The organism is Micromonospora sp. C97 (genome assembly GCF_018070385.1).
In the GTDB taxonomy this organism is placed as follows: Bacteria; Actinomycetota; Actinomycetes; order Mycobacteriales; family Micromonosporaceae; genus Micromonospora; species Micromonospora parva.
This window is the reverse complement of record NZ_JAGPXU010000006.1, coordinates 99,739-124,249: the sequence shown is the minus strand read 5'-3', so window position 1 is coordinate 124,249 and position 24,511 is coordinate 99,739. Positions and strand designations below refer to the sequence as shown.

Here is a 24,511-nt window from a genome sequence, read left to right as displayed (position 1 = left end):
CATTGACACTCCGTGCAACACGCTTGTAACCTTTCAGCAAATTTCAGCCCGGGTTGCAAGATTCCGGCAACCGGGCGTTCCCCCACCGCACCACCACCCCCGCTCCCGCTCCCGTCAGGAGTCCCCATGCACCGACGTCGACGCGGCTCGGCGCTCCTCGCCCTCGGCCTGATCGCCAGCCTGCTCGTCCCCACCACAGTGACGGCACCCCCGGCCGTCGCCGCCCCGTCCGGCGGCAAGAAGGTCATCGTCCAGCTCTTCGAGTGGAACTGGCCCTCGGTGGCCAACGAGTGCCAGAGCACCCTCGGCCCGAAGGGCTACGGCTACGTGCAGGTCTCACCGCCGCAGGAGCACGTGCGGGGCAACCAGTGGTGGCTGGCGTACCAGCCGGTCAGCTACCGGATCGAGTCCCGCAAGGGCACCCGGGCCCAGTTCCAGTCGATGGTGAACACCTGCCACGCGGCCGGGGTCAAGGTGATCGTCGACGCGGTGGTCAACCACATGTCCGGTCAGGACAACGGCGGCACCGGCTGGGCCGGCTCGTCCTACTCGCACTACGACTACCCGGGCATCTACCAGACCCAGGACTTCCACCACTGCGGGCGCAACGGCGGCGACGACATCGCCAACTACAACGACCGGTACGAGGTGCAGAACTGCGAGCTGGTCAACCTCTCGGACCTGAAGACCGAGTCGGACTACGTCCGCACGAAGATCGCCTCGTACCTCAACGACCTGCTCTCCCTCGGCGTCGACGGCTTCCGGATGGACGCCAGCAAGCACATGCCGGCCGCCGACATCGCCGCGATCAGGGGCAAGCTGTCCCGCTCCGCGTACATCGTGCAGGAGGTCATCTACGGTGCCGGCGAGCCGGTCCAGCCGACCGAGTACACCGGCAACGGTGACGTGCACGAGTTCCGCTACGGTAAGGACCTGGCCCGGGTGTTCCGCTCCGAGCGGTTGGCGTACCTGCGCAACTTCGGCGAGGGCTGGGGGCACCTGCCCACCGGCCCGGCGTCGGTGTTCGTCGACAACCACGACACCCAGCGCGACTCCGGCGGAGTGTTGACCTACAAGGACCGCGGGATCTACGCCCTGGCGAACGCCTTCATGCTGGCCTGGCCGTACGGCTCCCCCACCGTCATGTCCAGCTACACCTTCAGCAGCCGCGACGCCGGCCCGCCGTCGGACGGGGCCAACAAGACACTCAACACCACCTGCTACTCCGGCTGGGAGTGCGAGCACCGTTGGCCGGTGATCGCCAACATGGTCGGCTTCCGCAACGCCACCGAGGGCGCCGGGGTGGCCAACTGGTACGACAACGGCAACAACCACATCGCGTTCAGCCGCAGTGGCAAGGGCTTCATCACCGTCAACGACGAGGACGCCGCGGTGAACGGTCGCTCGTACTACACGGGGTTGCCCGCCGGCCGGTACTGCGACGTCATCCACGGCACGTACGCGGGCGGCACGTGCAGCGGACCAGTGATCACGGTGGACGGTAACGGCTGGTTCGCGGCCAACGTGCCCGCGCACGACGCCGTGGCCATCCACATCGGCGCACGAATCTGATTCGGTCGGGGCCTCCGGGCGGCGGATTTCGCCGAACCGGGGGCCCCGGCGCAATCGCCACCATAGAGTGATTTCGTGTCGTTTGACCGAAAGACTCCGTCCCGCCGTCGCGGCGTCTGGGTGACCGCCGCCATCGGCGTACCCGCGCTGCTGGTGACCGCGCTGCTGGTCGGCCAGGCCCTCACCCCCAGCTCGACGGCCCCCGACGACAGCAGCGTGGTGGTGGCCGACCCGACCCCGAGCAGTGTGGAGCAGAGCCCGGACGAGTCGGTCCCCCCGGCCGCGCCCGCCCCGGACGGGCTGCCGGTGGTCGACTACGACCCCGCACCCGGCGGGTTCCCCACCGATCCGGCCACCATGGACGTCACGCCGCTGACCGACGGCGCGCACCCGACCAGACGGATCGCCGCGTACGACGCCCCCGGTGGTCGTCCGCGCGCCTTTCTCGAACCGGCGATCCGCGGTGTGGAGCTGACCATGCCGATCGCCCAGCGGCGGGCCGGCTGGACCGCCGTCCTGCTGCCCTCGGCCAACCGGCGGCTCGCCTGGCTGCCACCCGGCGGCTTCGAGACGGTGCCGCTGCGCGACCAGATCGTCGTCGAACGCAAGGCGCACCGGCTCACCTGGTACCGGGCCGGCAAGGCGGTGCGTTCCTGGGAGGTCAGCCTCGGCCAGTCCGGCCAGGAGACTCCACTCGGGCGGACCTTCATCCTGGGCCGCACCCCACCGCCGGAGTCGGTCTACGGCGGGGTGGACATCTACGCCCTCGGTTCGGTGCCGGACGATCCGGAGTCGGTGCCGGACGGGCTGCGCGGCGCGCACATCGGCGTGCACACCTGGCACAACGACGACGAGCTGGGCGAGAACACCACGAACGGCTGCATCCGGCTGACCCGCTCCGGGCAGCGGGAGCTGCTCGCCGAGGTCCGCCCCGGCAGCAGCGTGGTGGTGGTCGACCAACTGGCCGCTCCGCCGCCGACCGCCTGAGCGCCGGCACAGCCGGTCACTCGCCGAGCAGCCAGCCGTTCCGCTCGGCGACCCGGATCGCGTCGGCCCGGTTGCGGGCACCGGTCTTGCCGATCGCCGCCGACAGGTGGTTGCGGACCGTCCCCTCGGACAGGTGCAGAGCCCGGGCCAGGTCGGCGACGGTGCCGCCGCCCCGAGCGGTCCGCAGCACCTCGGTCTCCCGCTCGGTCAGTGGGCTCGCGCCGGTGGCCAGGGTCTCCGCGGCCAGCGTCGGGTCGACCACCCGCAGGCCCGCGTGCACCCGACGGACCGCGTCGGCGAGCTGCCGGGCCGGGGTGTCCTTGACCACGAACCCGCTCGCACCGGCCTCCATCGCCCGACGCAGGTAGCCGGGTCGACCGAAGGTGGTCACCACCAGCACCCGGCAGGTCGGCAGCGCCACCCGCAACGCCGAGGTGGCGGCGATCCCGTCCAGGCCGGGCATCTCCACGTCCAGCAGGGCGACGTCCGGGGCGCTGCGTCGCGCCTCGGGCACCACCTCGTCGCCCCGACCGACCTCGGCGACCACTGTCAGGTCCTCCTCCAGCGAGAGCAGGGCGGCCAGCGCACCCCGGACCAGCGCCTGGTCGTCGGCGAGCAACAGCCGGATCGGCGTCGAACCGCCGCTCACCGGGCCTCCTCCGGGGTGTGCACCCGCAGCAGAAAACCGTCGCCCGTCGGCCGGCGACCGACGGTCACCACCGCGTCCAGCCGACGCGCCCGCTCCCGCAGGCCGACCAGCCCGTGCCCGCTCGCGTCGGGAGTGGACGGACCACGGCCGTCGTCACTGATCTCGACCCGATCCGGGTGCACCCGGATCACGCAGCACCGCGCCCCACTGTGCCGGACCACGTTGGTCACCCCTTCCCGTACCGCCCAGCCGAACAACCGGTCCCACTCCCGCGGCAGGTCCGGCACCTCGGTCGGCACGTCCGCCGCGATGCCCGCCGCGGCCAGCGCCGAGCGGGCGCCGGCCACCTCGGCGGCGAGACTGACCTCGCGGTACGCCCCGACCGTCTGCCGTACGTCGGCCAACGCGGCCCGAGCCAACGCCTCCACCTCGGCGATCTCGGCGGCGGCCCGCTCCCGGTCGACATCGAGCAGCCGCCCGGCCAACTCGGCCTTGATCGCCACCACGGTCAGCGAGTGCCCAAGAATGTCGTGCAGGTCGCGGGCGGTGCGGGCCCGCTCCTCGGCGACCGCGAGCCGACCGATCTCCTGCTGGGCGGCCCGCAGTTCGCTGTTGCGCTGGGCCAACTGGGACACCCCGAACATGGCGAACGAGGCGAGCAGCACCGCGAAGACGATGCCGTGCTCCGCCTCCCACCCCGGCACCAGCCACGACGCCAGCACGGGGGTCACCGCGCAGAGCGCCACGACGGCCAACGCCTCCCACTGCGGCAGCAGGAAGACCGCCGCCGCGGCCACGTAGACCAGAGTGGCCAGCCAGTCCCCGCCGGTGCCCGGGAGGCTGGCCAGACCCACAGCGAGCAGCAGCGCCAGCCCGGCCCGCGCCCGGCCCGCCGGGATCGGCCGCAGGGACTGGCGCAGCTTGCGGGCCCACTGGAACAGCAGCACGTAACCGACGCTGAAGGCGACCAGGGTCGACACACCGAGGATCCGCCGCCACAGCTCCGGTTGGTGCAGCGCGGTGGCGAGCGGCACGTTGAGGAAGAACAACCAGACGGCGGCCAGCAGCCAGCCGGTGTACCGCCAGTGGCGGCTCACCTGCCAGGGCTGCCCCGTCGAGAGGTCCATCGGGATCACGCTAACCGCCCGGCCGGTCAGACCCGCGCGGTGTCCCGGCGGAACAGCCGGGCCGCGCCGACGCCGAAGACCAGTGCCCAGACGACGAGGTTGACCACCGCCGCCATGCTCACCCCGTCGCCGGTGAGGGGGGCGCGAGCCAGCACACCCATGCCGTACACCGGGGTGAACGTCGCGACCTGCTGGAGCACGTCCGGCAGCACCTCGACCGGGACGAACAGCCCGCCGAACATGGCCAGCACCGCCAGCACCGGGCCGATGATCTGCATGACGTTCTCGGCCGGCGCCAGGTACCCGATGAACAGACCGAACGCGGCGAAGACCAGCGAGCCGACCCAGGCGGCGAGCCCGGACAGCAGCCAGACGTACGCCGGGACGCGAACGCCGGCCACGGCGCCCACCAGGAACTCGATGACGACCGCGAGCAGGCCCAGGCTCATCGCGGTGATCAGCTTGGTCGCCACGTACGCCGCCGGGCGCAGCGGGGTGAGCCGCAACTGTCGGCTCCAGCCCAGCGCCCGTTCGGTGGCCACCGCACCACCGACGCTGGTGGTCGCCACCATGGCCGCGTACACGGCCAGGCTGATCATGACGTACGCCGTCACCGGACGGCCGTTGTCCAGTGACTGCCCGCCCTGCGGCAGACCGAAGATGAGGAAGAAGACGCCCGGCATGATCAGCGTGAAGGCGAGGGTGCGGCGGTTGCGCAGCACCCGGCGCAGCTCGATACCCAGGGCACCCGGGGCGAACCCGCCCAGTGCGGGCAGCCGACGGTCCGGCGTCGTGACAGCGGCGCGCGTGGAGGTGGAGGTGGTCATCTCAGGCTCCGGTCTGCGTGGTGGTCAGGGCGAGGAAGGCGTCCTCGAGGTTGCGGGAGGTGATCTCGACATCCCGGGCCGCGGTCCGGGTCAGCAGGTGTCGGGCGACAGCGTCCGAGTCGCCGGTCCGCACCAGCACGCTGTCGCCGCGCACCTCCACGGCGTCCACGCCGGGCAGTGCGGCGAGCGCGGCCTGGTCCGCGCCGGGCAGGGTGGCCCGCACGGTACGACCGGCGGCCAGGTTCTTGATCTCGGCGGTGGTGCCGTCGGCGACGATGCGCCCCTGCCGGACCAGCACGATCCGGTCGGCGTACGCGTCCGCCTCGTCCAGGTAGTGGGTGGCGAAGATGACGGTCCGTCCACGTCGGGCGTCGCGGCGCAGGGCCTGCCAGAAGTCCCGCCGGCCCTCGACGTCCATGCCGGTGGTCGGCTCGTCGAGCACCATCAGGTCCGGGTCGGGCAGCAGGGCCAACGCGAAGCGCAGTCGCTGCTGCTGACCACCCGAGCAGCGCCCGACCACCCGGTCGGCGATGTCGGTGATACCGGCCCGCTCCAACACCTCCGCCGCCGGGCGGGTGTGCCGGTAGAAGTGGGCGGTCATCCGCACCGTCTCGCCCACCGTGAGGTCCTTGAGCAGCCCGCCGGTCTGCAGGACGGCGGCGACCCGCCCCCGGGCCACCGCGTCGTCCGGGGTGCCGCCGAGGACGCGGACGGTGCCGGCGTCCGGGCGGGACAGCCCGAGCAGCATGTCGATGGTGGTGGTCTTGCCCGCCCCGTTCGGGCCGAGGAACGCCACCACCTCGCCGGGCTGCACCCGCAGGCTCAACCCGTCGACAGCGGTGACCGCGCCGAAGCTCTTGCTGAGGCCGTCCAACTCGACAGCCGGATGCGTACTGGTCATGGCACTGATACTCCGGCGGGGCGTACCCCGGTGCCCGGAGCGGTCGTCACCTCCCGGCCGTGACATTTGTCAGGGGCCGGACGCCACGGAGAGTGACCTCCGTGCGAGCAAACACCGCGACGAGCGTGATGCCCCTGAGTCATCACGATGCCCCTGTGTCATCACGCTCACTGCCACGTCCGCCTCCCGAACGCGACCCGCCGAGGCGAGCAACCGGCGGAGGAATTCCCGGCACGGCAGCGGGTAACCGCTGCCCCGGATGCCGCGACACCGGGGGGACGAGATGGGTGCCACGCCGCAGGGCCAGGTCGACACGGTCGTGCTGATCCACGGGCTCTGGATGACGCCGCGCAGCTGGGAGGGGTGGGCGCAGCGGTACACCGAGCGTGGCATGCAGGTCATCGCCCCCGCCTGGCCCGGCATGGACCGGTCGGTGGAGCAGTTGCGGGACGATCCCAGCCCGATCGCCGAGCAGAGCATCGCCACGATCGTCGCGCACTACGACAAGATCATCCGGGCGCTGCCGCGACCACCGATCATCATGGGGCACTCGTTCGGCGGCCTGTTCACCCAGATCCTCGTCGACCGGGGCCTCGGCGCCGCGGCGGTCGGCGTGCACCCCGCGCAGGTGAAGGGCGTGCTCAAGGTGCCGCTGAGTCAGCTGCGCTCGGGCTTCCCGATCCTGCGCAGCCCCGCCAACCGGAACAAGGCCGTCCCGTTCACCCCGGACGACTTCGCCTACACCTTCGGCAACGCCATGAGCCGGGAGGACTCCGACCGGGCCTGGCAACGCTACGCCGTCCCCGGTGCCGGGCGGGTTTACTTCGAGGGCGCGTTCGCCAACCTCGACCCGCGCTCGCCAGCCCGGGTCGACGTCGGGCGTAACGACCGGGCGCCGCTGCTGCTGATGGCCGGCGAGGTCGACCACGTGGTGCCGGCGTCGGTGGTCCGCGCCAACGCGGGGCTCTACCAGAAGTCGCGGGCGCTCACCGCGTACGAGCAGTTCGCCGGCCGCTCGCACTTCACCGTCGGGCAGGACGGCTGGGAGAAGATCGCCGACTACGCGCTGGACTGGGCGCTGCGGGCGGCGGCCCTGCCCCGGGAGGCCACCATCGCCAGCGAAGCCCCCCGCCGCTGACCGATCAGGCAAAGTGCCCTCGCATGCCCACGGCCTGGCGGGGTACCCCGCTCGGATGAGGGCCAGTTTCCGGCTTGGCCGGGTCGCGGGAGTGCCGGTCGGCGTCAACTGGAGCGTGCTGGTCATCTTCGCGCTGATCGCGTGGGGGTTGGCCGCGAACCAGTTCCCCCGCTCGTACCCCGATCACTCGCCGGTGGCGTACACACTGGCCGGGCTGGCCGCGGCGGTGGTCTTCTTCGTCGGCCTGCTCGCCCACGAGGTGTCGCACGCGGTGGTGGCCAAGCGCAACGGGCTGACTGTCGACGGCATCACGCTGTGGCTGTTCGGCGGCGTCGCCGAGTTGCGGGGCGAACCGCGTGACCCGGGCGCGGAGTTACGGATCGCGGGCGTCGGCCCGCTGGTCAGTCTGCTGATCGGGGCGTTCTTCGGTGCCATCGCGGCGGTGCTCGCACTGGCCGGGCAGACCGGGCTGCTGTTCGGGGCGGTGGCCTGGCTGGCGGGAATCAACGTGCTGCTGGCCATCTTCAACGTGCTGCCGGCCGCGCCACTGGACGGTGGACGGTTGCTGCGCGCGGCGGTCTGGAAGGCCACCGGTGACCGAACCCGGGCGTCGGTGGTCGCCGCCCGGGCCGGCTGGGTGCTGGGGGTGCTGCTGATCGGCCTGGGGCTGTGGCAGTTCCTGGCCGGGTTCGGTTTCGGCGGGCTGTGGCTGGCGCTGATCGGCTGGTTCCTGATCGGCGCGGCCGGGATGGAGGAACGGCAGGCCCGCACCGGCACCGCGCTGCGCGGGATCCGGGTAGGCGATGTGATGACCCCGCAGCCGCAGACCGCCTCGGCGGAGATGACTGTCGCGGACTTCGTCGACCACTACCTGTTCGCGTACCGGCATTCGGCGCTGCCGCTGACCGAGGACGGCCGGCCGACCGGCCTGGTCACCGTCGACCGGGTGCGGGGCGTACCGCCGGAGCGGCGGGCGTCGACCACGCTGGCCGAGGTGGCCTGCCGCGCCGACCAGTTGGTGCTGGCGAAGCCCGGTGAACAGCTCAACGATCTGCTCCCCCGCCTCACCGAGTGCGCCGACGGCCGCGCCCTGGTGGTGACCGAAGACGGCCACCTGACAGGGATCATCTCCCCCAGCGACATCAGCCGAGCCGTCCAACGCAGCACCCTCGCCAGCTCTCGGTGATCATGAGGTTAGCGGGCACGACACGCCGACATCGGTATCGCTAACCCCATGATCAACCGAGGTCAGCGGGGGAAGTAGTGGGCCAGGGCCTCGGTGTGGAACTTGGCCTTGGGGTCCAGGTCGGTCAGGAGGGTGGCGAAATCGGGGTGGCGTGGGTAGCGGGCGGCCAGCTCGGCCGGATCGGTGACGAAGACCTTGCCCCAGTGCGGGCGGGGCGCGAAGGGCGCCAGGCGCTCCTCCACGGCGGCCACCACCGGCAGCACCGCCCTGGTGTCGTCGACCCAGGTGAAGTGCAGCACGAAGCTGTCCCGCCGGTAGTTCGGGCTGAGCCACAGCTCGTCGGCCGCCACGGTGCGCAGCTCGGACACCAGCAGCACCGGGGCGATCAGCTCCGCCACGTCGTCCAGCGCGGCGAGCGCGTCAGCCGCCACCGCCCGTGCGACGTGGTACTCGGACTGCAGTTCGTCGCCGCTGCTGGGGGTGAAGCCGAGCTTGAAGTGCGGCAGCCGCTCCTGCCACGGGCCCGCCTCGCCGAGCTGCGGGGTGCAGTTCTCCGGCGGCATCCCGAGCACCGGGTGCCGGGGCTGGTCGGCCGCTGTGGTGCCGAGCCAGTCCGCCGGGGGTGGCGGCTGGTCCGCCAGCTGTTTGCGCCACACCTCGCGCAGTCGGGGCGTACGGAAGTCGGTGAAGACACTCACGCTGTACGCCGAGCCGAGCGCCTCGTCGAGTGCCGCCCGGTCGAGGTCGAGGCGTACGTACTGGCGCAGCGCGAAGGTTGGCACCACGTCCAGCGTGACCCGGGTGACCAGACCGAGCGCGCCGAGCCCGACCACCATGCCGGCGAACCTGTCGGTCTCGCGGTCGACCCGCAGCAGGTCGCCGTCGGCGGTGACCAGCTCCAGACCGGCGACGGCGCTGGCCAGGTTGCCATGGCTCTGACCGGACCCGTGGGTGGCGGTGGCCACCGCGCCGGCCACCGAGATGTGCGGCAGCGAGGCGAGGTTCGCCAGCGCGTACCCCTGGGTGTGCAGCTGTCGGGCGAGGTCGCCGTAGCGCATCGCGGCGCTCACGGTGACCTGCCCACGCTCGTGGTCCACCTCGACGACCGGGGGCAGCCCGGCGAGGCTGACGAGGTCGCCGTCGGTGTCGCCGAGGCTGTTGAAGGAGTGCCCGCTGCCCACCGCCCGGATCCGGCTGCTGCCGGCGACGAGCCGGCGCAGGTCGTCGACGGAGGTGGGCCGGTGGAACGCCTTCGCGGCGTACCGTACGTTGCCGGCCCAGTTGCGGCGCGGAACGTCGGTGCTCGACGCGGCGTGCGGTGCCTGCGCGGTCATGTGGCGGTCTCCCGATCGGTGCTCTGCTGGTCGGCCAACGCGGCGACGAGGGCGTCCAGAACGGTATCCGTCTGGAACGTGTGGTAGCCACGCTGGGCGATCGGCAGGCCGGCCGCGCTGGCGCGTTCGATCTCACCCCGGGCCGCCTGTCGGGTCGCCGCGTCCCCGGACATCAGGGCGTCCTGGCCGCGTCGGATCAACCGGTCGACCCGGTCCATGCGGTACCCGCGCAGGCCGACCGGGAGATCCGGGGTGTCGAAGGCGGCGCGTCGCAGCGCGAGCAGGTCGACGAAACGACCTCCGGCATAGCGGGTGAGCGCGGCGGACACCTGGTCGGGCTGCTCCCGGACCTGGTCGAGAACGAGCAGTTCGATGGCGGGTCGGCCGTCGATCGGGTGACGGGCGGTCACCGGCTCAAGCGGCACTCCCGGCGCGGGAACCAGCAGCAGTCGCGGCGGTTCGGGACGACCGTCGCGTCGGGGCGGCTCGTCGAGGACCAGCACGCCGACGTCGGCCCACCGGATGTCCCGGCGCAGGCCGGGCCGTCGGATGGTGAGCCCGTCCGCGTGGATCCCGAAACGGAACGGGCGCAACGCGCTGACCAGCGCCACCGCGCCGAGCGCGATCGCCCCCACCGCGATGATCGTCCGTAGCAGGGCGCCGTCGCTGGGATAGACCAACAAGAGCACCCCGCCGAGTACGCAGACCAGGGCGAGCACCCGGGCGCCCCGACTCCGGCGCAGTTCCACGCTCGGACCCCCGTTCATGACCGTGGCGTCGGTCCCCGCATCTTCCGCCAAACCGGGCACCGGGGACACCGGACGATCGGGCACGGTTGTTCTCGTCATCGTCGGGGAACCCTACGCCCATGAGCAGCTACCGTGATCCGGCCGCCCGAGGTGACGTCTACCCCTCCGAGGAGGAGCTTGACCCGACCGGTACCGGGGTCGAGCAGGCCAGCGCACCGCCGGCCGACGGGTTGCCGAGTCACCCGTCCCCCACACCCGGTCCCCGACCCACGCCGGCGCCCGCGCCCGCCCCGACACCGGTGCCGACGCCCGGTCCGCCACCGCGGGCCCCCGGCGCCCAGACGATCGTGACCCGTCACCTGGACGGCTCGGTGGAGGTGGTCACCGACCTCGACGGTGACGGCGTGGCCGACGTCGTCCAGATCGACGTGGACGGTGACGGTGTCCCGGACATCACCTACGTCGACAGTGATCGTGACGGGCGGCTGGACACCGTGCTGGGCGACCCGGACGCGGTCGGGAGCGGCGCCCACCGGGCCTGACCGGCGGCGTCGCTCCCCACCATCCGCCCGGCTCAGAGCTTCGCCATCACCTCGCTGGCGACCAGCTCCAGGTGCTCCAGGTCGCTGAGGTCCAACACCTGGAGGTAGAGCCGCTCACTGCCGATCTCCGCGTACCGGCCGATGGTGTCGAGCACCTCGGCGGGAGTCCCGGCCAGACCGTTGGCCCGCAGCTCGTCCGGTTCGCGGCCGATGGCGGCGGCGCGGCGGGCCACCTCGGCGTCGTCGCGCCCACAGCAGAGCACCAGCGCGTTGGACCAGACCATGTCGGCCGGGTCCCGGCCGATCTCGGCGCAGGCCGCGCGGACCCGGTCGAACTGCGCCGCCGTGTCCGGCACCGAGGCGAACGGCAGGTTGAACTCGTCGGCGTAGCGGGCGGCCAGCCGAGGGGTGCGCTTCGGACCCGTCCCGCCGAGCAGGATCGGTGGGCGCGGCTGCTGCACCGGCTTGGGCAGGGCGGGCGAGTCGCGGACCGTGTAGTACCGGCCGTCATGGTCGAACCGCTCCCCCGCCGGGGTGGACCACAGCCCGGTGATGACGGCGAGCTGCTCCTCCAGCCGGTCGAACCGCTCGGCGAGCGGCGGGAACGGCATGCCGTACGCGCTGTGTTCCTCGGCGTACCAGCCGGTGCCGATGCCCAGCTCCACCCGGCCGCCGCTCATCTGGTCGACCTGCGCCACGGTGATCGCCAGCGGGCCGGGCAGCCGGAAGGTGGCAGCGGTCATCAACGTGCCGAGCCGGATGCGGCTGGTCTCCCGGGCCAGGCCGGCGAGCGTGGTCCACGCGTCGGTGGGGCCGGGTTCGCCGCTCACGTCACCCATCATCAGGTAGTGGTCGGAGCGGAAGAACGCGCCGTAGCCAGCGTCCTCGGCGCACCGGGCGACGGCGAGCAACTGGTCGTAGGTGGCGCCCTGCTGGGGCTCGGTGAAGATCCGAAGTTCCATGATCCGAGCATAGGGTTCCCCGGTCGGCCCGGCCGGCGCTATGCCGACCGGACCTCCGGCGTCAGCTCAGACGTACGGCCGTTTGGCGTACGCCTCGCGGAGCGCCGCCAACCCGGGCGCCTTCGGCGTCAGGGTGCCCCAACCGGAGTTGAAGTAGTTGGTCCGCACGATCCGTGGTCCACGCTCGGCGTTGAGCTGGGCGATCGCCGCCGGCACGGTGGCGATCCAGGCGGCCTGGTTCGGGATCTCGGCCACCCGCACCCCCCACTCGGCAATGATCACCGGTCGGGACAGCGCCACCGGGCCGAGATCGGCCACCGCCCAGTCCTTGGTGCGACGGAACCGGGCCAGCGCGGTGTGGCTGGCGTTGGTGGCGTACGCGTTCCACTGCAGATAGTCGAGGCGGGACATCAGCGACTCCGGGTGGGTGCGCTGGAAGCATGCCCTGTCGAAACCGCCGAGCCCCACCGAGAAGGTCGTGCCGGCCGGCAGCGTCCGCGCCTTGAACCACGTGAGGATGTAGTTCATCGCCTGCACCGCCCGCGCGTCCGACTCGGCCCAGCTGTACGCCTTGCCGTCCTCGGTGGTGCCGAACTCGTGGTCGGTGTCCAGTTCCGAGGCGAGCTGGATGTTCACCCCGAAGCCGAGCGTGCGGTACTGCGACAGCGCGCGGGCCAGCAACCCGTCGCACTGCCCCTTGATCACCTGCCCGTACCCGTACGCCCTCGGCCAGGTCGTGCCGGGTCGCTGCTGGATGGTCATCGTCGGTGCCGGCACGGTGTAGCTGGTGCCGTCCACCGAGAAGCTCTGCGTTCCGTAGTTCGGGGCGCCGTAGTGTTTCAACTCCAGGACCATGTTCATCTGCACACCGGCCTTGCCCAGGTTGACCAGCCAGGGCCGGTTGTAGCCGGGGAAGATGTAGCCGTCCGCGAGGCTGCGGTACTGGGTGAGTGACCGGAAGTTGCCGCCGGCCATATCGGCGGTCGGATCGGCGCCGCCGGAGAGGTAGTAGCCGCCGAGCACGGGTTGGCCCAGGCTGTAGTCGGCGGCGGCCGTCGCGGTGTTGCCGGCGGCGTCACGGACCTGGACGGTGACCCGGGGCATCACGCCACCGACCGATACACGGCCACGGAGCCGTTGTCGGAAACCCGGGTCCAGGTACGCCCGGAGTTGTCGGAGACGGTCACGGTGAGCGGGTCGATGACCGCCGTGACCTTGACCGGCGCGCTGCTGTTGCCCTGCGCGTCGGTGACCACGATGGTGACGGTCAGCGGTTTGGTGTCGGCGTCCGAGTAGGTCACGGTCAGCAGCATCTGGTCACCCGGCGCGAAGACGGATGCGTTCAAGGCTGCGGTCGCGGTGGGAGCGGCCATGTCGGGCCCTTTCTGGCTCGGTCGCCAGGGCTCGGCGCGCGGTCGAGCGACGCCGGACCCCGGCGGGGTCCACGGTGCGAAAGGCCGGCGGGGCACGGGGGCGGCGGCACGGCCGGCGGACGGCGTTGCCTGACAGCCGACGGTGCTGACGTCCTTGTCCCGGTGGGCGGAGGCACCGCTGCGGGCGCCCGCAGGGTGTCGGTGGCAGCCTCGGCCTGTCGTACGCGCGATCGGAGCGGCAGCTGTGCCGTGACCGTCGCGGCTTCGAGGCCGGGCTGGGTGAGGGCGGCACCGGTACGGACGATCTTGTCCGAACCGGGCCGGAGGATCGGGATGTGGCCCGCCACCCGTCTACCTCCACCTGCCCCAAGAGTGCTCTACCAGGGGCTTTACCGTCTTGTCCGAATTGCGACAAGGCTCCGGTGGGGCTCGGCGCGACGGTTACTCGGGCGGCGTGCCGCGTACGGCCCTTCAGTCACGTTTCGAAATGCCAGATATCGTCTACTTCGTCCTTGTGCATGGAAGAGTGAGCACCATGACGACGAATCATCCGGCATCTGCGGCGACAGACCCGGGGTACGCCGCCGCGCTGGACACGGCTGAGCGTCTGCTGGGCTTCCGCTTGGAGCGCTTTCTTGGCGCCACCCCTGGTGAGCCAGCCAACGGCGCAGACTTCAAACGGATCGCGACGATGCACGCCTTCGGCGACGTCTGGCCGCGCACCGAGCACCTGGATATACGGACGCGGGCACTGGTGTCCGTCACCATCGCGGCGACGCTCGGTGTCCTGGAGCCCCTCCGTGGTCAGCTGCGCATCGCGCTCAACGCCGGCGCCACGAAGGAAGAGATCGCCGAAGTCTTTCTTCAGGTCGCGGCCTACGCTGGCGTAGCACGCGCGTTCGACGGCTACCAGGTCGCCGCCCAGGTCTTCGCCGAGAACCCCGAGCCCTCAGGCCCTGGTAAGTAAGGTCCCCCGCAGGACCTGATCACCCACCGCCGGGACCGTTACGCGGAAAGGCTCGTTGGGCGGCTGAACGACGAGGTGAGCGAGCCCACGCCGTGCGGGGACGGACCCCAGCGACCCATCCGTGCAGACGCTCAGTGTCTGCCCGTCAGCTTCGCCCGACGCCGCGCAACAGCGCGTCGACGACCAGGTCGGCGGCGGGTGCGGCGGCCAGGTCGGGAAAGTTTTCCGCGGTGGCGTTCACAAGTTGGTCCAGCAGCGTCCTGACCCAGCCCGGTGGCAGGTCGGCGCGGAGTAGCCCCTCGTCGGTGGCGCGCTGGATGAACCGGTCGAGCCGCTCGCCGAGTTGCTTGCTCCGGGCCGCGGCCTCGACGTCCATGTTCATCATTGGCTTGAGGACCTGGATCGACCACCGCCGGATGACCGGGATGATGCCCTCCACATAGCGGTGCAGGGCCACCGCGACCGGTGCCTCCGTCAGCCGGGCGTCGTCGAGCGCGCGCTCGGAGGCGTCGAGCTTGGCCTGGTAGACCCCGGCGAGCAGGGCCTCCCGGGTGGCGAATCGGCGGTAGACGGTGCGCCGGTCGACGCCGGCCGTGGCAGCGATCGTGGCGATGCTCGTGGCCGGATCCTGCGCGAGCAGCCGAGCACCCACGTGGAGGACCGTGTCGAGGTTACGGGCTGCGTCGGCTCTCATAGTGCCGTCAACTCTACCCCTGTGTGGCAGGTCACGCGGCTAGTTGCACACGTCGATGGCGAAACCAGAGGTAAGTGCTACGGTTCTGTGACAGCTAGACGTACGACGCGCCACATCGTTGTGCCCCTGATGATCGCGGCGCGGAACGCGTACGCGGCGGGGGCGGCAGTCCGGACGCCGATTACGAACCGGAACAAAACCTGCAATAAGGGAGTAGTCACTGTGATCGTTCACGACAAGCTCTACGTTGGTGGCCAGTGGGTAGCGCCCGCCGAGGGCGGCCTGCTCGACGTCCACTCGCCACACGACAAGTCGCTGGTGGGGCGGGCCGCCGAGGCCTCACCGGCCGACGTCGACCGAGCGGTCGCCGCCGCGCGGAAGGCCTTCGACGACGGGCCGTGGCCCCGGATGACGCCGCGGGAACGCCAGGCGGTTATCGCTCGATTCAACGAACTACACGCGGCGCGGGCCGACGAACTGGCCGCATTGATCACTTCGGAGAACGGCTCCGCGTCGTGGTTCACCCGGTGGACGCTGCACGCACTGGCGGAGCAGACCGGCGCCTACCTGAGGGCCGCCGAGGCCTTCGGGTGGGAGGAACGGGCAACCGAATCCGGCCCGCTGATCCGACGCGAGCCGGTCGGTGTGGTCGCCGCGGTCATCCCGTGGAACGCCCCGCACCAGTCGGCACTGGTGAAGATGATTCCGGCGCTGCTGGCGGGCTGCACGGTCATCCTGAAGGCGTCGCCCGAGACCGCGCTGGACGCGCTGGTGCTGGGCGAGATCTTCGAGCAGGCTGGGCTGCCGGAGGGCGTGGTCAGCATCCTGCCGGCGGGCCGGGAGACGAGCGCGTATCTCGTCGCGCACCCCGACGTGGACAAGGTCGCCTTCACCGGATCGACCGCCGCCGGGCGCACGATCGCGTCCGTGGCGGGCCAGCAGCTCAAGCGGGTGAGCCTGGAGCTGGGCGGCAAGTCCGCGACGGTCATCCTGCCGGACGCGGACCTCTCGGCCGTGGTCGAGGGACTCAAGTTCCTGTCGTTCGGCAACAACGGCGAATCCTGCGTCGCGCACACCCGCATCCTGGCCCCGCGCAGCCGCTACGAGGAGGTCGTCGAGGCCGTGAAGACCATGACGGAGAGCCTCGTCGTGGGAGACCCCGCCGACCCGGGTACGTGGATCGGCCCGATGGTCCGCGCCGACCAGCAGCAGCGGGTCCGGAGCTACATCGAACTCGGCATCTCCGAGGGGGCGCGTCTCGTCACCGGCGGTCCCGAGGTGCCGGAGGGGCTCGAGGGCGGTTACTACGTACGGCCGACGGTCTTCGCCGACGTCGACAACGGCATGCGCATCGCCCAGGAGGAGATCTTCGGACCGGTCCTCGTCGTCATCGCGTACGAGGACGAGGACGACGCGGTACGCATCGCCAACGACTCCCCGTACGGGCTCGGCGGTGGGGTGTGGACGGCCGACGTCGAGCGTGGCCTGGCGCTCGCCCGCCGGATCCGTACCGGCTTCTTCACCGTCAACGGCGCCGACCCGGGCTTCGACGCGCCCTTCGGCGGCTACAAGGGCAGCGGTATCGGCCGCGAGTTCGGAGCCGTCGGCCTGGCCCAGTACGTGGAGCACAAGACCATCGCGGTCTGAGCAGGACCGCTGTCTGCTCCCGACCACCGAGAACTGGAGTCTTTTCGTGGCTCGGACCACCACCCGTACCCCCTACCGGATCACATTCGCCGTCCTCGCGGCCGGCGCCGGTTTCTTCGCGATGCTGCAGTCGCTCGTCAGCCCGGTGCTGTCGACGATCCAGCACGACCTGCACACCTCGCAGAACACCGTGACCTGGGTGCTGACGGCGTACCTGCTCTCCGCGTCGGTCTTCACGCCGATCCTCGGACGGATCGGTGACATGGTCGGCAAGGAGCGGATGTTCGTCGTCTCCCTGGTCGCGCTCATCGCCGGCTGCCTGCTGGCCGTCATCGCACCGAACATCGGCGTGCTCATCGTGGCCAGGATCGTGCAGGGTGTCGGTGGTGCCGTCTTCCCGCTGTCGTTCGGGATCATCCGGGACGAGTTCCCGGCGGCCCGGAGCACGGCGGCGATCGGGGCGATGTCGGCCCTGCTCGCCGCCGGCGGGGGACTGGGCACCGTGCTCGCCGGGCCGATCGTCGGCGCCTTCGGCTATCGGGGGCTTTTCTGGATCCCCATGGTCGTGCTGATCGCGACGGCCGTGGCGGCGCACTTCCTCATACCGGAGTCGCCCGTACGGACGCCGGGCCGGATCAACTGGCTCGCCACCGTACTGCTGTCCGGGTGGCTCGTCGCGCTGATGCTGGCGGTCAGCAAGGCCCCGGCGTGGGGTTGGACCTCGGGTAGGGTGCTCGGTCTCCTGCTCGTCGCGGTGCTCGTCCTCGCCTCCTGGGTGATCACCGAGACCCGTTCGACCAACCCGCTCATCGACATGCGGGTGATGCGCCTGCCGACGGTGTGGACCACCAACCTGGTCGCGCTGCTCTTCGGCGCGGGCATGTTCGCCATCCTCGCGTTCCTGCCGCAGTTCGTGCAGACCCCGACGGTCGCGGGCTATGGGTTCGGGGCCAGCGTCACCGAGGCGGGGCTGTTGCTGGTGCCGATGCTCGTCGCCATGTTCCTGACCGGCATCGTCAGCGGCCGGATGGAGCGGATTCTCAGCGGTAAGGCACAACTCGCCGCGGGCTCCGCCTTCAGCGTGGTCTCGTGCGCCCTGCTCGCCGTGGCCCACGACGCACGCTGGCAGATCGTGGTCGCCTCGTCCGTGTTCGGGGTCGGCATCGGCCTGGCGTACGCGTCCATGACGAACCTGATCGTGCAGAACGTCTCGGCCGCGCAGACCGGTGTGGCGGCGGGGATGAACGCGAACATCCGGACCATCGGTGGATCGATCGGGGCGGCCGTGATGAGCAGCATCGTCACCGGCCACCTGCGTCCGGACGGTCTGCCGTACGAGTCCGGGTTCACCCACGGGTTCGAGATGCTGACCGTCACCTCGCTCGCGGCAGTGGTGGCGGCGCTTGTCGTGCCCGCCGTCCGCCGAGCGTCCCGCACGGGCGAGAGCGGTGTGGCACCGGCCCCGCTGGTCGCGCGGCGCCCGTAGGCGAGGGCGCGTCCGACCAGCGGGCGGCGGACACAGCGACCAGGCGGCTCCACCGACCCACGTACGCCTCGTACGTGTCACCGTTCGCCCACACCGGCTGCACCATCCCGGACCGATACGACAGGCCAGGGGCCGTCGGTGCTGGCGTTCAGTCGAGATGGTCGGCGGGGCGGTCTGGAGCAGCCAGACCAGCGGCGGGACCAACGGCGCCGCCCACCGCACCCGTTGGCTCAGCGACGCCGCAGCGCCGGGTCGAGCAGGGCGGGCGGGGTGTCGAACTTCTCGCCTGCGGCGAGGTCGACCCCGGGTGCGACGATCGCGTCGATCGCGTCGAGCACGTCGGCCGGGAGCACGGTGTCCGCGGCGGCGAGTTGGGCGTGCAGGTGGTCGATGGTGCGGGGGCCGATGATCGCGCTGGTCACGGCCGGGTGCGCGGTGACGAACCCGAGTGCGAGCTGGATCAGGGTGAGCCCCGCCTCGTCGGCGACGGTGGCCAGCTGCTCGACAGCGTGGAGCCGGGCCTGGTTGGCCGGGATGCTGAGGTCGAAGCGGGCGGGCAGGATCGCCGAGCGGCTGGTGGTGATCTCCCGGCCGGCGCGGATCGCGCCGGAGAGCCAGCCCGAGGCGAGCGGGCTCCAGGCGAGCACGCCGAGCCCGTACTGCTCGGTCACGGGCAGGACGTGGGCCTCGATCCCCCGTTGCAGGATCGAGTAGCTGGGCTGCTCCGTGACGTACCGGCCCAGGTGGTGCTCCCTTGCAGCCCATTCGGCCTGCACGATGCGGTACGCGGGGAAGGTCGAGGAGCCGAAGTAGCGGATCTTTCCCGCCCGTTGCAGGTCGGTCAGCGCCGACAGGGTTTCCTCGTCGCTGGTGGTCGGGTCCCACCGGTGGATCTGGTAGAGGTCGACGTGGTCGACGCCGAGGCGGCGCAGGCTGTTGTCCAACTCGGTGACGAGCCAGCGGCGCGAGCTGCCCCGCTGATTGCGCTCGTCGCCCATCGGCATGCCGGCCTTCGTGGCCAGCACGATGTCGTCGCGACGGCCGGCGATGGCTTTGCCGACCAGTTCCTCCGACTCCCCCTGGCTGTACATGTCGGCGGTGTCGATCAGGTTGATCCCGGCCTCCAACGCGGCGTCGACGATCGCCGTCGCCTCGCCCTGGGTGGTGTGCCCCAGTTTGCCGAAGTTCATTGCGCCGAGCACGAGGGTGCTGACCTGGACGCCGGTGCGCCCGAGGGTGCGGTACTGCATGACTGTTCCTCCACGGAAGGGTGAGGTGACACTGGCCCACCGGCTCTGACATCCTGAGCAAGTGGAACCACGTTCCGCTACGAACGATACGGAACGCTGTTCCGTTTGACAAGTGACGGAGGCGACGGCGGGGTGGCCGGCGAGGGCGCCGGGCCGCGACAACTTATTGATCATGGCGGACTGGGAGCTTCGGCCGGCTTCGGCGACGGACGTCGAGGCGGTGGCCGAGTTGCGGGCGGTGGTGCTGCGGGCCGACCTGGAGCGGCTGGGGCGGTACGACGACCAGCGGGTGCGGCAGCGCCTGCGGGACGGCTTCGCGCCGGCGTACACCTGGGTTGTCGAGGTGGACGGCGCGTTCGCCGGCTGCGTGGCGCTGCGACCGGACGGGGACGCCCACTGGCTGGATCACTTCTACCTGGCTCCGCGGCTACAGGGCGGCGGCATCGGCACGGCCGTGCTGCGCGAGTTGCTGGAGCGCTGCGATCGCGACGGCACCCCGGTTCGCCTGAACGTGCTGCGGGGCAGCCCGGCCCGACGGCTGTACGAGCGGCACGGTTTCACCGTCGACGCCGAGGATCCGGTGGACGTCTTCCTGGTCCGCGCGCCCAGGATGATCAGCGACGAGGGCTTGTCAATGTAATGTTGACAGATGACGTCGGAGCTGGATCGGCTCGCGGAGGTGCGCGCCGCCCGCGCTCGCCTGGACGAGCAGGAGCTGGAGATCATCGATCGGGCGCGCCACGACGGTGCGACCTGGGCGCAGATCGCGACAGCCCTCGGCCTCGGCAGTCGACAGGCCGCCGAGCAGCGGCGACAGCGGCTGGTGGCGGCGCGGTGGTCGCGGCGGCAGCAGCTAGACCTCCGGCTGCCTCCGCAGGTCGCGGCACTGCGGACGGCGGTCGCCGACCTTGCCCGGTGGATCGGCGCCGATCAGCGGTGGGACAACCGTTTTCGCCGCGCGGCTCTGGTCCGGAGCACTGTGGAGACCGCGTTGGATGCCGCCCCGGGCTCGCTGTACGCGCTGGCAGTGCACCTCGCCACCGACCTCACCGAAGCGGGCGAGCGACTGCCCGCGCCCGCCCGAACCGCGGCAACCACGATCAATGCCGCCTTGTCAACGGAGCGTTGACAGGATCGAGCAGCATTGCGCGCACTCAGCTCACGCTTGAGGATGTGAGTCACCTCGACTCAACTCGGAGCGCTCATGCGTCGCAACGCGAGCCTGTTCGTGGCGATCTCCCTGCTGTCCGGCTTCGGCAGCAGCGCGATGTCACTGGTCAACGGCATCTGGATCCTGGACCTCACCGGCTCCACCGGCCTCGCCGCCCTCGCCGGGCTCTGCGTGTACGCCCCGGTGCTCGCCGGGCCCTGGCTGGGCGGCCTGCTCGACCGGGTGCCCCGGCGACCGCTGGTCATCGCCGTCAACCTCCTGTTGGCAGCCGCCCTGCTGACCCTGCTCACGGTGCGGGGGCCCGGGCAGACCTGGCTCATCTTCACCGTCTCGTGCGCGTACGGCGTCAGCTACGTGCTGATCGACGCCGGCGAGACGGCGCTGCTGCCGTCGGCGCTCGCACCCACTGAACTCGGCGACGTCAACGGGTGGCGCTCCAGCGCGCAGGAGGGCATGAAGCTCGTCGCTCCCCTCGCCGGGGCCGGCCTCTACGCGTGGCGGGGCGGTCCCGCCGTCGCCGTGCTCAGCGCCGCGATGCCGATCCTGGTCGCCGTCCTGTACGCGGTGCTCCGGCTGCGCTGGACGCCCGCCGACCAGCGGATCGAACCCGGCGGCGGCCCGCGTACCGGATTGGTGGCCCTGTTCGGAGAGCGGGCGACACGTCTGCCGGTCGTGCTCGCCGCGGTGTCCATCGCCATGTCCGGCTTCACGACGGCGGGGATCTACGCGATCGTCGTGACCGAGCTGCGGCTGCCGACGACGTTCCTCGGTGTGCTGGCCAGCGCGCAGGGGGCCGGTTCGATTCTCGGTGGCCTGATCGTCGGCCGGCTCATCGCGGCCCGGGGTGCCGTTGCCGTCGGTGTCGCCGGCACGGCGCTGTTCGCGCTCGGCTGCCTGGCACGTTGCCTGCCGTGGTGGCCGGCGACCGTCCTCGGGGCGGTGGTGGCCGGCGTGGGCCTGCCCGCGACCCTGGTCGCGGCCGTCACCGCCGTGCAGACCCACACGCCGGCGGCGCTGCTGGGACGGGTCGCCGCGACGGCCAACACCGCGATGTTCGGACCGCTCGTCGCGGCGATCCCCCTCGGCTCCGCTGCCGTGCACCTGGGCGCCCGCCCGCCGCTCATCGTCGCCACGGCGATCTGCCTGACAGCAGCGGTGGCCGCCACGGTCACCCGTCGGTCGACGGCGCGCGGCCAGACGCCGACCATGCCCGCCCCGCCGCACCGGAAGGCCGGAACGAGCCCGGCGAGCCGCTGACCGCTGTCACCCGCGTACCGGATGGGTTGCCTGGAACGCGAGCCGAAGGTCCGCGTCGGCGGCGATCCGGTCGAGGATGTCGTCCAGGTCGAGGAAGACCGACTCGTATCCGGCGGGCTCGTGCGCGGACCCGGGACCGGACAACTCCTCCGGGTGCCGGACCTTGCCGACGTCGTGGGTGGCGGCCCCGAAGAGCACCGCCTCCCGGTCGAACGGGAGCTGCGGGAACCGGACCGCCACCGCGTCGGTGAGCTGCGCGGCGACCTCGTGCACGGCCCGCAGGTGCGCGGCGAGACGCGGCGGCGCGTGCAGGGTCTCCAGCAGGGCGACGACCTGCTCGGGCAGGGGCCGCAGCGGCGGGCCCGCGGGGGCGGTGAGGGCACGGCGCAGCGAATCGGACGTCACCGCAGCAAGGGTACGACCAGCACGCTCGATCACGTGATCGCAGCACCTGCGCGCAACGGCCGGAAGAAGGCGCGCAGGTCGGCGATCAGCAGCTCCGGCACCTCGAGCGCGGGAAAGTGCCCACCGCGATCGTGCTCCTTCCAGTACCGGAGGTCCGGATAGCGGCGGGTCACCCAGCGCCGGGACGGCCGGGGCAGCTCGGCGGGAAAGATCGAGGCACCGACGGGTACGCGGACCTGAGTGGCGTCTTCGCCGCTGATCCACCCGGACACCCGGTCGATGCTCTCCGCGTACAGGCGTGCTGACGATGCCGCCGTCCCGGTCAACCAGTACAGCGTGACCTGGTCCAGGATCTGGTCCCGCGTGAGGCCGGCGGAAGGGCCAGCGGGGTCGGTCCAGCTGATCAACTTCTCGCCCATCCAGGCGCACAGGCCGGCCGGCGAGTCCAGCAGGGCGTACCCGACGGTCTGCGGCGCGGTGCGGTGGGCTTCCGAGTACGCCGAGCTGGACACGCCGCGTCGACGCAGGTGAGCCAACGCTTGGCGCTCGGCATCGGTGAGGTCCTCGGCGGCGGCCGGGTCCGGTCCCGCGAGCGGCGGTACGAGGTGAACGCCGGCCACGTGCTCGCCGTCCAGTGCCCCGAGGAGGCTGGAGACGCTGGTGCCCCAGTCGCTGCCGGCGGCTCCGTACCGGGTGTAGCCGAACGCCGCCATGATCTCCGCCCACGCGGCGGCTATCCGTTCGATGCCCCACCCAGGGCGGATGGGTTTGCCACTGAAGCCGTACCCGGGCAGCGACGGGATCACTACGTCGAAGGCGTCCTCGGCGGTGCCGCCATGGCTCAGTGGGTCGGTGAGCGGCTCGACCAGGTCGACCAGCTCCAGCACCGAGCCAGGCCAGCCGTGGGTCAGCACCAGCGGCATCGCGCCCGGGTACGACGACCGGGCGTGCAGCACATGGATCGTCAAGCTGTCGACGGTGACGAGGTACTGCGGGACCGCGTTGAGCCGCGCCTCGGCGGCCCGCCAGTCGTACGACTCTGCCCAGTACCCGCAGAGGCTCCGCACCTCGTGCAGGGGTATGCCGTGTGTCCAGCCGGACGCCGTCGCCGCCTCGGGCCAACGCGTACGCGCCAGCCGAACACGCAGGTCAGTCAGCTCCGACTCCGGCACGTAAATTCGATAGGGCTCGACGTCGACGGGCATGCGGGTCCTTAGCTGCCGAGCGGTGCTGACGGCGACACCGGAAGTCCTCAGTCTTCCATGATCGACGCTGTCGGGTACGCCGTCGATCGGCCGGCGAGGTCGCGGGCGTGGTTGACTATCGAACCATGCCGCTCAGTCCGGACGAGGTGGAGCTGTTCGAGCGCTCCAGGGCCCGCCTGGAGGCGATCGCCTATCGCCTGCTGGGCTCGGCCAGCGACGCGGAGGACGCCGTCCAGGACACGTTCCTGCGCTGGCAGGCCGCCGAGCGGGAGCACGTCGAGACGCCCGAGGCATGGCTGACGAAGGTCCTCACCAACGTGTGCCTCAACCAGCTCACCTCGGCGCGGGCCCGGCGGGAGACCTACGTGGGCACCTGGCTGCCCGAACCGGTCCTCGCCGGGGACCGGATGCTCGGCCCCCTCGACACCGCCGAGCAACGCGAATCGGTCTCGATGGCGGTGCTCACCCTGCTGGAGCGGTTGTCGCCCAACGAGCGCGCGGTGTACGTGCTGCGGGAGGCGTTCGGCTACTCGCACGGTGAGATCGCCGAGATCCTCGGCATCACCGAGTCGAACTGCCAACAGACCTACCGGCGCGCCAAGCAACACGTCAGCGCCGAGCGGGCCCGCGCGGAGGTCGACCGGGCCACCGCCCGGAAGATCGTCGCGGAGTTCCTCACGGCGGCGAACAACGGCGAGATCCAGCGGCTGGTCGAGTTGCTGACCGACAACGTGACGAGCACCGCCGACGGCGGCGGCAAGATCCCGGCCCGGTCCGCGCCGATCGTCGGCGCACTGGCCGTGGCGAAGTTCCTGCGCGGCCTGTTCAAGCCCGCCGACGTCAAACGGGACCTGGTCGGCGGCAGCCCCGCCCTGCACGTCGCCACCGCCAACGGCGCTCCGGCGGTGGTGGTCGTGGTCGACGACCGGGTCATCGGCGTGATGTTGCTGCAGGTGACGCCCGAGGGGGTCACCGCCATCCACAACCAGGTCAACCCCGACAAACTCGGCCGCGCCAGCCGGCAGTGGTCCGTCTCCGAGCACGAGGATCCCGCCCTGCACGTCTGGTGATCCAGCTCATAG

General features: G+C 71.3%; 25 protein-coding genes. 12 read left to right on the top strand and 13 right to left on the bottom strand.

Annotated elements, in window-relative coordinates; all coding sequences use genetic code 11:
* Nucleotides 1-126 precede the first annotated feature (126 nt).
* Together KBX26_RS11690 and KBX26_RS11685 are read left to right on the top strand one after the other, a co-directional pair.
* Nucleotides 127-1,572 (top strand): alpha-amylase family protein, encoded by a 1,446-nt coding sequence (locus KBX26_RS11690; RefSeq protein ID WP_210865424.1) that lies wholly within the window; start codon nt 127-129, stop codon nt 1,570-1,572.
* A 75-nt stretch (nt 1,573-1,647) separates the two neighbouring features.
* Complete coding sequence (locus KBX26_RS11685) at nt 1,648-2,559, top strand: L,D-transpeptidase (RefSeq protein ID WP_030330335.1); 912 nt, start codon at nt 1,648-1,650, stop codon at nt 2,557-2,559.
* Nucleotides 2,560-2,575: 16 nt separating this feature from the next.
* Here KBX26_RS11685 and KBX26_RS11680 read toward each other — a convergent pair whose 3' ends face one another.
* The 4 genes from KBX26_RS11680 to KBX26_RS11665 are packed head-to-tail and all read right to left on the bottom strand — an operon-like array spanning nt 2,576 to nt 6,063.
* Entirely contained in the window at nt 2,576-3,208 is a 633-nt protein-coding gene (locus KBX26_RS11680) for a response regulator transcription factor (protein ID WP_030330336.1), read from the bottom strand.
* Nucleotides 3,205-4,335, bottom strand: a complete 1,131-nt coding sequence (locus tag KBX26_RS11675; RefSeq protein ID WP_210865423.1) for a sensor histidine kinase — start codon at nt 4,333-4,335, stop codon at nt 3,205-3,207. Before KBX26_RS11675 ends, KBX26_RS11680 begins: the two co-directional genes overlap by 4 nt.
* 26 nt (nt 4,336-4,361) lie before the next feature.
* Nucleotides 4,362-5,162 carry an ABC transporter permease gene (locus KBX26_RS11670; RefSeq protein ID WP_030330338.1) on the bottom strand — a complete coding sequence of 267 codons (801 nt, stop codon included), beginning with the start codon at nt 5,160-5,162 and terminating at the stop codon, nt 4,362-4,364.
* A 1-nt stretch (nt 5,163) separates the two neighbouring features.
* Nucleotides 5,164-6,063: an ABC transporter ATP-binding protein gene (locus KBX26_RS11665; protein ID WP_210865422.1), complete on the bottom strand. Its 900-nt coding sequence runs from the start codon at nt 6,061-6,063 to the stop codon at nt 5,164-5,166.
* A 283-nt stretch (nt 6,064-6,346) separates the two neighbouring features.
* Between KBX26_RS11665 and KBX26_RS11660 the strand changes: the two genes are divergently transcribed.
* Together KBX26_RS11660 and KBX26_RS11655 are read left to right on the top strand one after the other, a co-directional pair.
* Nucleotides 6,347-7,201, top strand: coding sequence for an alpha/beta hydrolase (locus KBX26_RS11660; RefSeq protein ID WP_030330340.1), 855 nt, complete (start codon nt 6,347-6,349; stop codon nt 7,199-7,201).
* A 55-nt stretch (nt 7,202-7,256) separates the two neighbouring features.
* Nucleotides 7,257-8,387, top strand: a complete 1,131-nt coding sequence (locus KBX26_RS11655; RefSeq protein ID WP_210865421.1) for a site-2 protease family protein — start codon at nt 7,257-7,259, stop codon at nt 8,385-8,387.
* Between the two features lie 62 nt (nt 8,388-8,449).
* On the opposite strand, the gene KBX26_RS11650 is transcribed toward KBX26_RS11655, so the two are convergent.
* Together KBX26_RS11650 and KBX26_RS11645 are read right to left on the bottom strand one after the other, a co-directional pair.
* Nucleotides 8,450-9,721, bottom strand: coding sequence for an FAD-binding protein (locus KBX26_RS11650; protein ID WP_210865420.1), 1,272 nt, complete (start codon nt 9,719-9,721; stop codon nt 8,450-8,452).
* Nucleotides 9,718-10,470: a hypothetical protein gene (locus KBX26_RS11645; protein WP_210865419.1), complete on the bottom strand. Its 753-nt coding sequence runs from the start codon at nt 10,468-10,470 to the stop codon at nt 9,718-9,720. Before KBX26_RS11645 ends, KBX26_RS11650 begins: the two co-directional genes overlap by 4 nt.
* Before the next feature lie 119 nt (nt 10,471-10,589).
* Between KBX26_RS11645 and KBX26_RS11640 the strand changes: the two genes are divergently transcribed.
* Nucleotides 10,590-11,012, top strand: coding sequence for a hypothetical protein (locus tag KBX26_RS11640; protein WP_030330344.1), 423 nt, complete (start codon nt 10,590-10,592; stop codon nt 11,010-11,012).
* Between the two features lie 32 nt (nt 11,013-11,044).
* Here KBX26_RS11640 and KBX26_RS11635 read toward each other — a convergent pair whose 3' ends face one another.
* From KBX26_RS11635 to KBX26_RS11625, 3 genes are all read right to left on the bottom strand, one after another.
* Nucleotides 11,045-11,974 (bottom strand): LLM class F420-dependent oxidoreductase, encoded by a 930-nt coding sequence (locus KBX26_RS11635; RefSeq protein ID WP_210865418.1) that lies wholly within the window; start codon nt 11,972-11,974, stop codon nt 11,045-11,047.
* A 66-nt stretch (nt 11,975-12,040) separates the two neighbouring features.
* Nucleotides 12,041-13,078 carry a hypothetical protein gene (locus KBX26_RS11630; protein ID WP_210865417.1) on the bottom strand — a complete coding sequence of 346 codons (1,038 nt, stop codon included), beginning with the start codon at nt 13,076-13,078 and terminating at the stop codon, nt 12,041-12,043.
* Nucleotides 13,078-13,347: a hypothetical protein gene (locus KBX26_RS11625; RefSeq protein ID WP_030330347.1), complete on the bottom strand. Its 270-nt coding sequence runs from the start codon at nt 13,345-13,347 to the stop codon at nt 13,078-13,080. The genes KBX26_RS11630 and KBX26_RS11625 overlap by 1 nt, the downstream gene beginning before the upstream one ends.
* A 535-nt stretch (nt 13,348-13,882) precedes the next feature.
* Here KBX26_RS11625 and KBX26_RS11620 point away from each other — a divergent pair.
* Nucleotides 13,883-14,314 (top strand): carboxymuconolactone decarboxylase family protein, encoded by a 432-nt coding sequence (locus KBX26_RS11620; protein WP_210865416.1) that lies wholly within the window; start codon nt 13,883-13,885, stop codon nt 14,312-14,314.
* Nucleotides 14,315-14,459: 145 nt separating this feature from the next.
* Here KBX26_RS11620 and KBX26_RS11615 read toward each other — a convergent pair whose 3' ends face one another.
* A complete protein-coding gene (locus KBX26_RS11615) occupies nt 14,460-15,008 on the bottom strand; it encodes a TetR/AcrR family transcriptional regulator (RefSeq protein WP_030330349.1) in 549 nt (182 codons plus the stop codon).
* A gap of 222 nt (nt 15,009-15,230) precedes the next feature.
* Between KBX26_RS11615 and KBX26_RS11610 the strand changes: the two genes are divergently transcribed.
* Together KBX26_RS11610 and KBX26_RS11605 are read left to right on the top strand one after the other, a co-directional pair.
* Nucleotides 15,231-16,655, top strand: coding sequence for an aldehyde dehydrogenase (locus KBX26_RS11610; RefSeq protein ID WP_030330350.1), 1,425 nt, complete (start codon nt 15,231-15,233; stop codon nt 16,653-16,655).
* A gap of 46 nt (nt 16,656-16,701) precedes the next feature.
* On the top strand, nt 16,702-18,141 hold the full coding sequence (locus KBX26_RS11605; protein ID WP_030330351.1) for an MFS transporter: 1,440 nt from the start codon (nt 16,702-16,704) through the stop codon (nt 18,139-18,141).
* A gap of 230 nt (nt 18,142-18,371) precedes the next feature.
* Here KBX26_RS11605 and KBX26_RS11600 read toward each other — a convergent pair whose 3' ends face one another.
* Nucleotides 18,372-19,391: an aldo/keto reductase gene (locus KBX26_RS11600; RefSeq protein WP_030330352.1), complete on the bottom strand. Its 1,020-nt coding sequence runs from the start codon at nt 19,389-19,391 to the stop codon at nt 18,372-18,374.
* A gap of 172 nt (nt 19,392-19,563) precedes the next feature.
* Between KBX26_RS11600 and KBX26_RS11595 the strand changes: the two genes are divergently transcribed.
* The 3 genes from KBX26_RS11595 (at nt 19,564) to KBX26_RS11585 (ending at nt 21,819) form a co-directional block, all read left to right on the top strand.
* Complete coding sequence (locus tag KBX26_RS11595) at nt 19,564-20,031, top strand: GNAT family N-acetyltransferase (RefSeq protein ID WP_210865415.1); 468 nt, start codon at nt 19,564-19,566, stop codon at nt 20,029-20,031.
* Nucleotides 20,032-20,040: 9 nt separating this feature from the next.
* Complete coding sequence (locus KBX26_RS11590; RefSeq protein WP_210865414.1) at nt 20,041-20,520, top strand: hypothetical protein; 480 nt, start codon at nt 20,041-20,043, stop codon at nt 20,518-20,520.
* A 75-nt stretch (nt 20,521-20,595) separates the two neighbouring features.
* Nucleotides 20,596-21,819 (top strand): MFS transporter, encoded by a 1,224-nt coding sequence (locus KBX26_RS11585; RefSeq protein WP_210865413.1) that lies wholly within the window; start codon nt 20,596-20,598, stop codon nt 21,817-21,819.
* 6 nt (nt 21,820-21,825) lie between these two features.
* Here KBX26_RS11585 and KBX26_RS11580 read toward each other — a convergent pair whose 3' ends face one another.
* The gene (locus KBX26_RS11580) at nt 21,826-22,224 is read right to left on the bottom strand and encodes an HD domain-containing protein (RefSeq protein ID WP_210865412.1); all 399 of its coding nucleotides are present in this window, start codon (nt 22,222-22,224) and stop codon (nt 21,826-21,828) included.
* A gap of 29 nt (nt 22,225-22,253) precedes the next feature.
* Nucleotides 22,254-23,429 carry an epoxide hydrolase family protein gene (locus KBX26_RS11575; RefSeq protein WP_210865411.1) on the bottom strand — a complete coding sequence of 392 codons (1,176 nt, stop codon included), beginning with the start codon at nt 23,427-23,429 and terminating at the stop codon, nt 22,254-22,256.
* 125 nt (nt 23,430-23,554) lie between these two features.
* Between KBX26_RS11575 and KBX26_RS11570 the strand changes: the two genes are divergently transcribed.
* Nucleotides 23,555-24,499 carry an RNA polymerase sigma-70 factor gene (locus KBX26_RS11570; protein WP_210865460.1) on the top strand — a complete coding sequence of 315 codons (945 nt, stop codon included), beginning with the start codon at nt 23,555-23,557 and terminating at the stop codon, nt 24,497-24,499.
* Nucleotides 24,500-24,511: the final 12 nt, after the last annotated feature.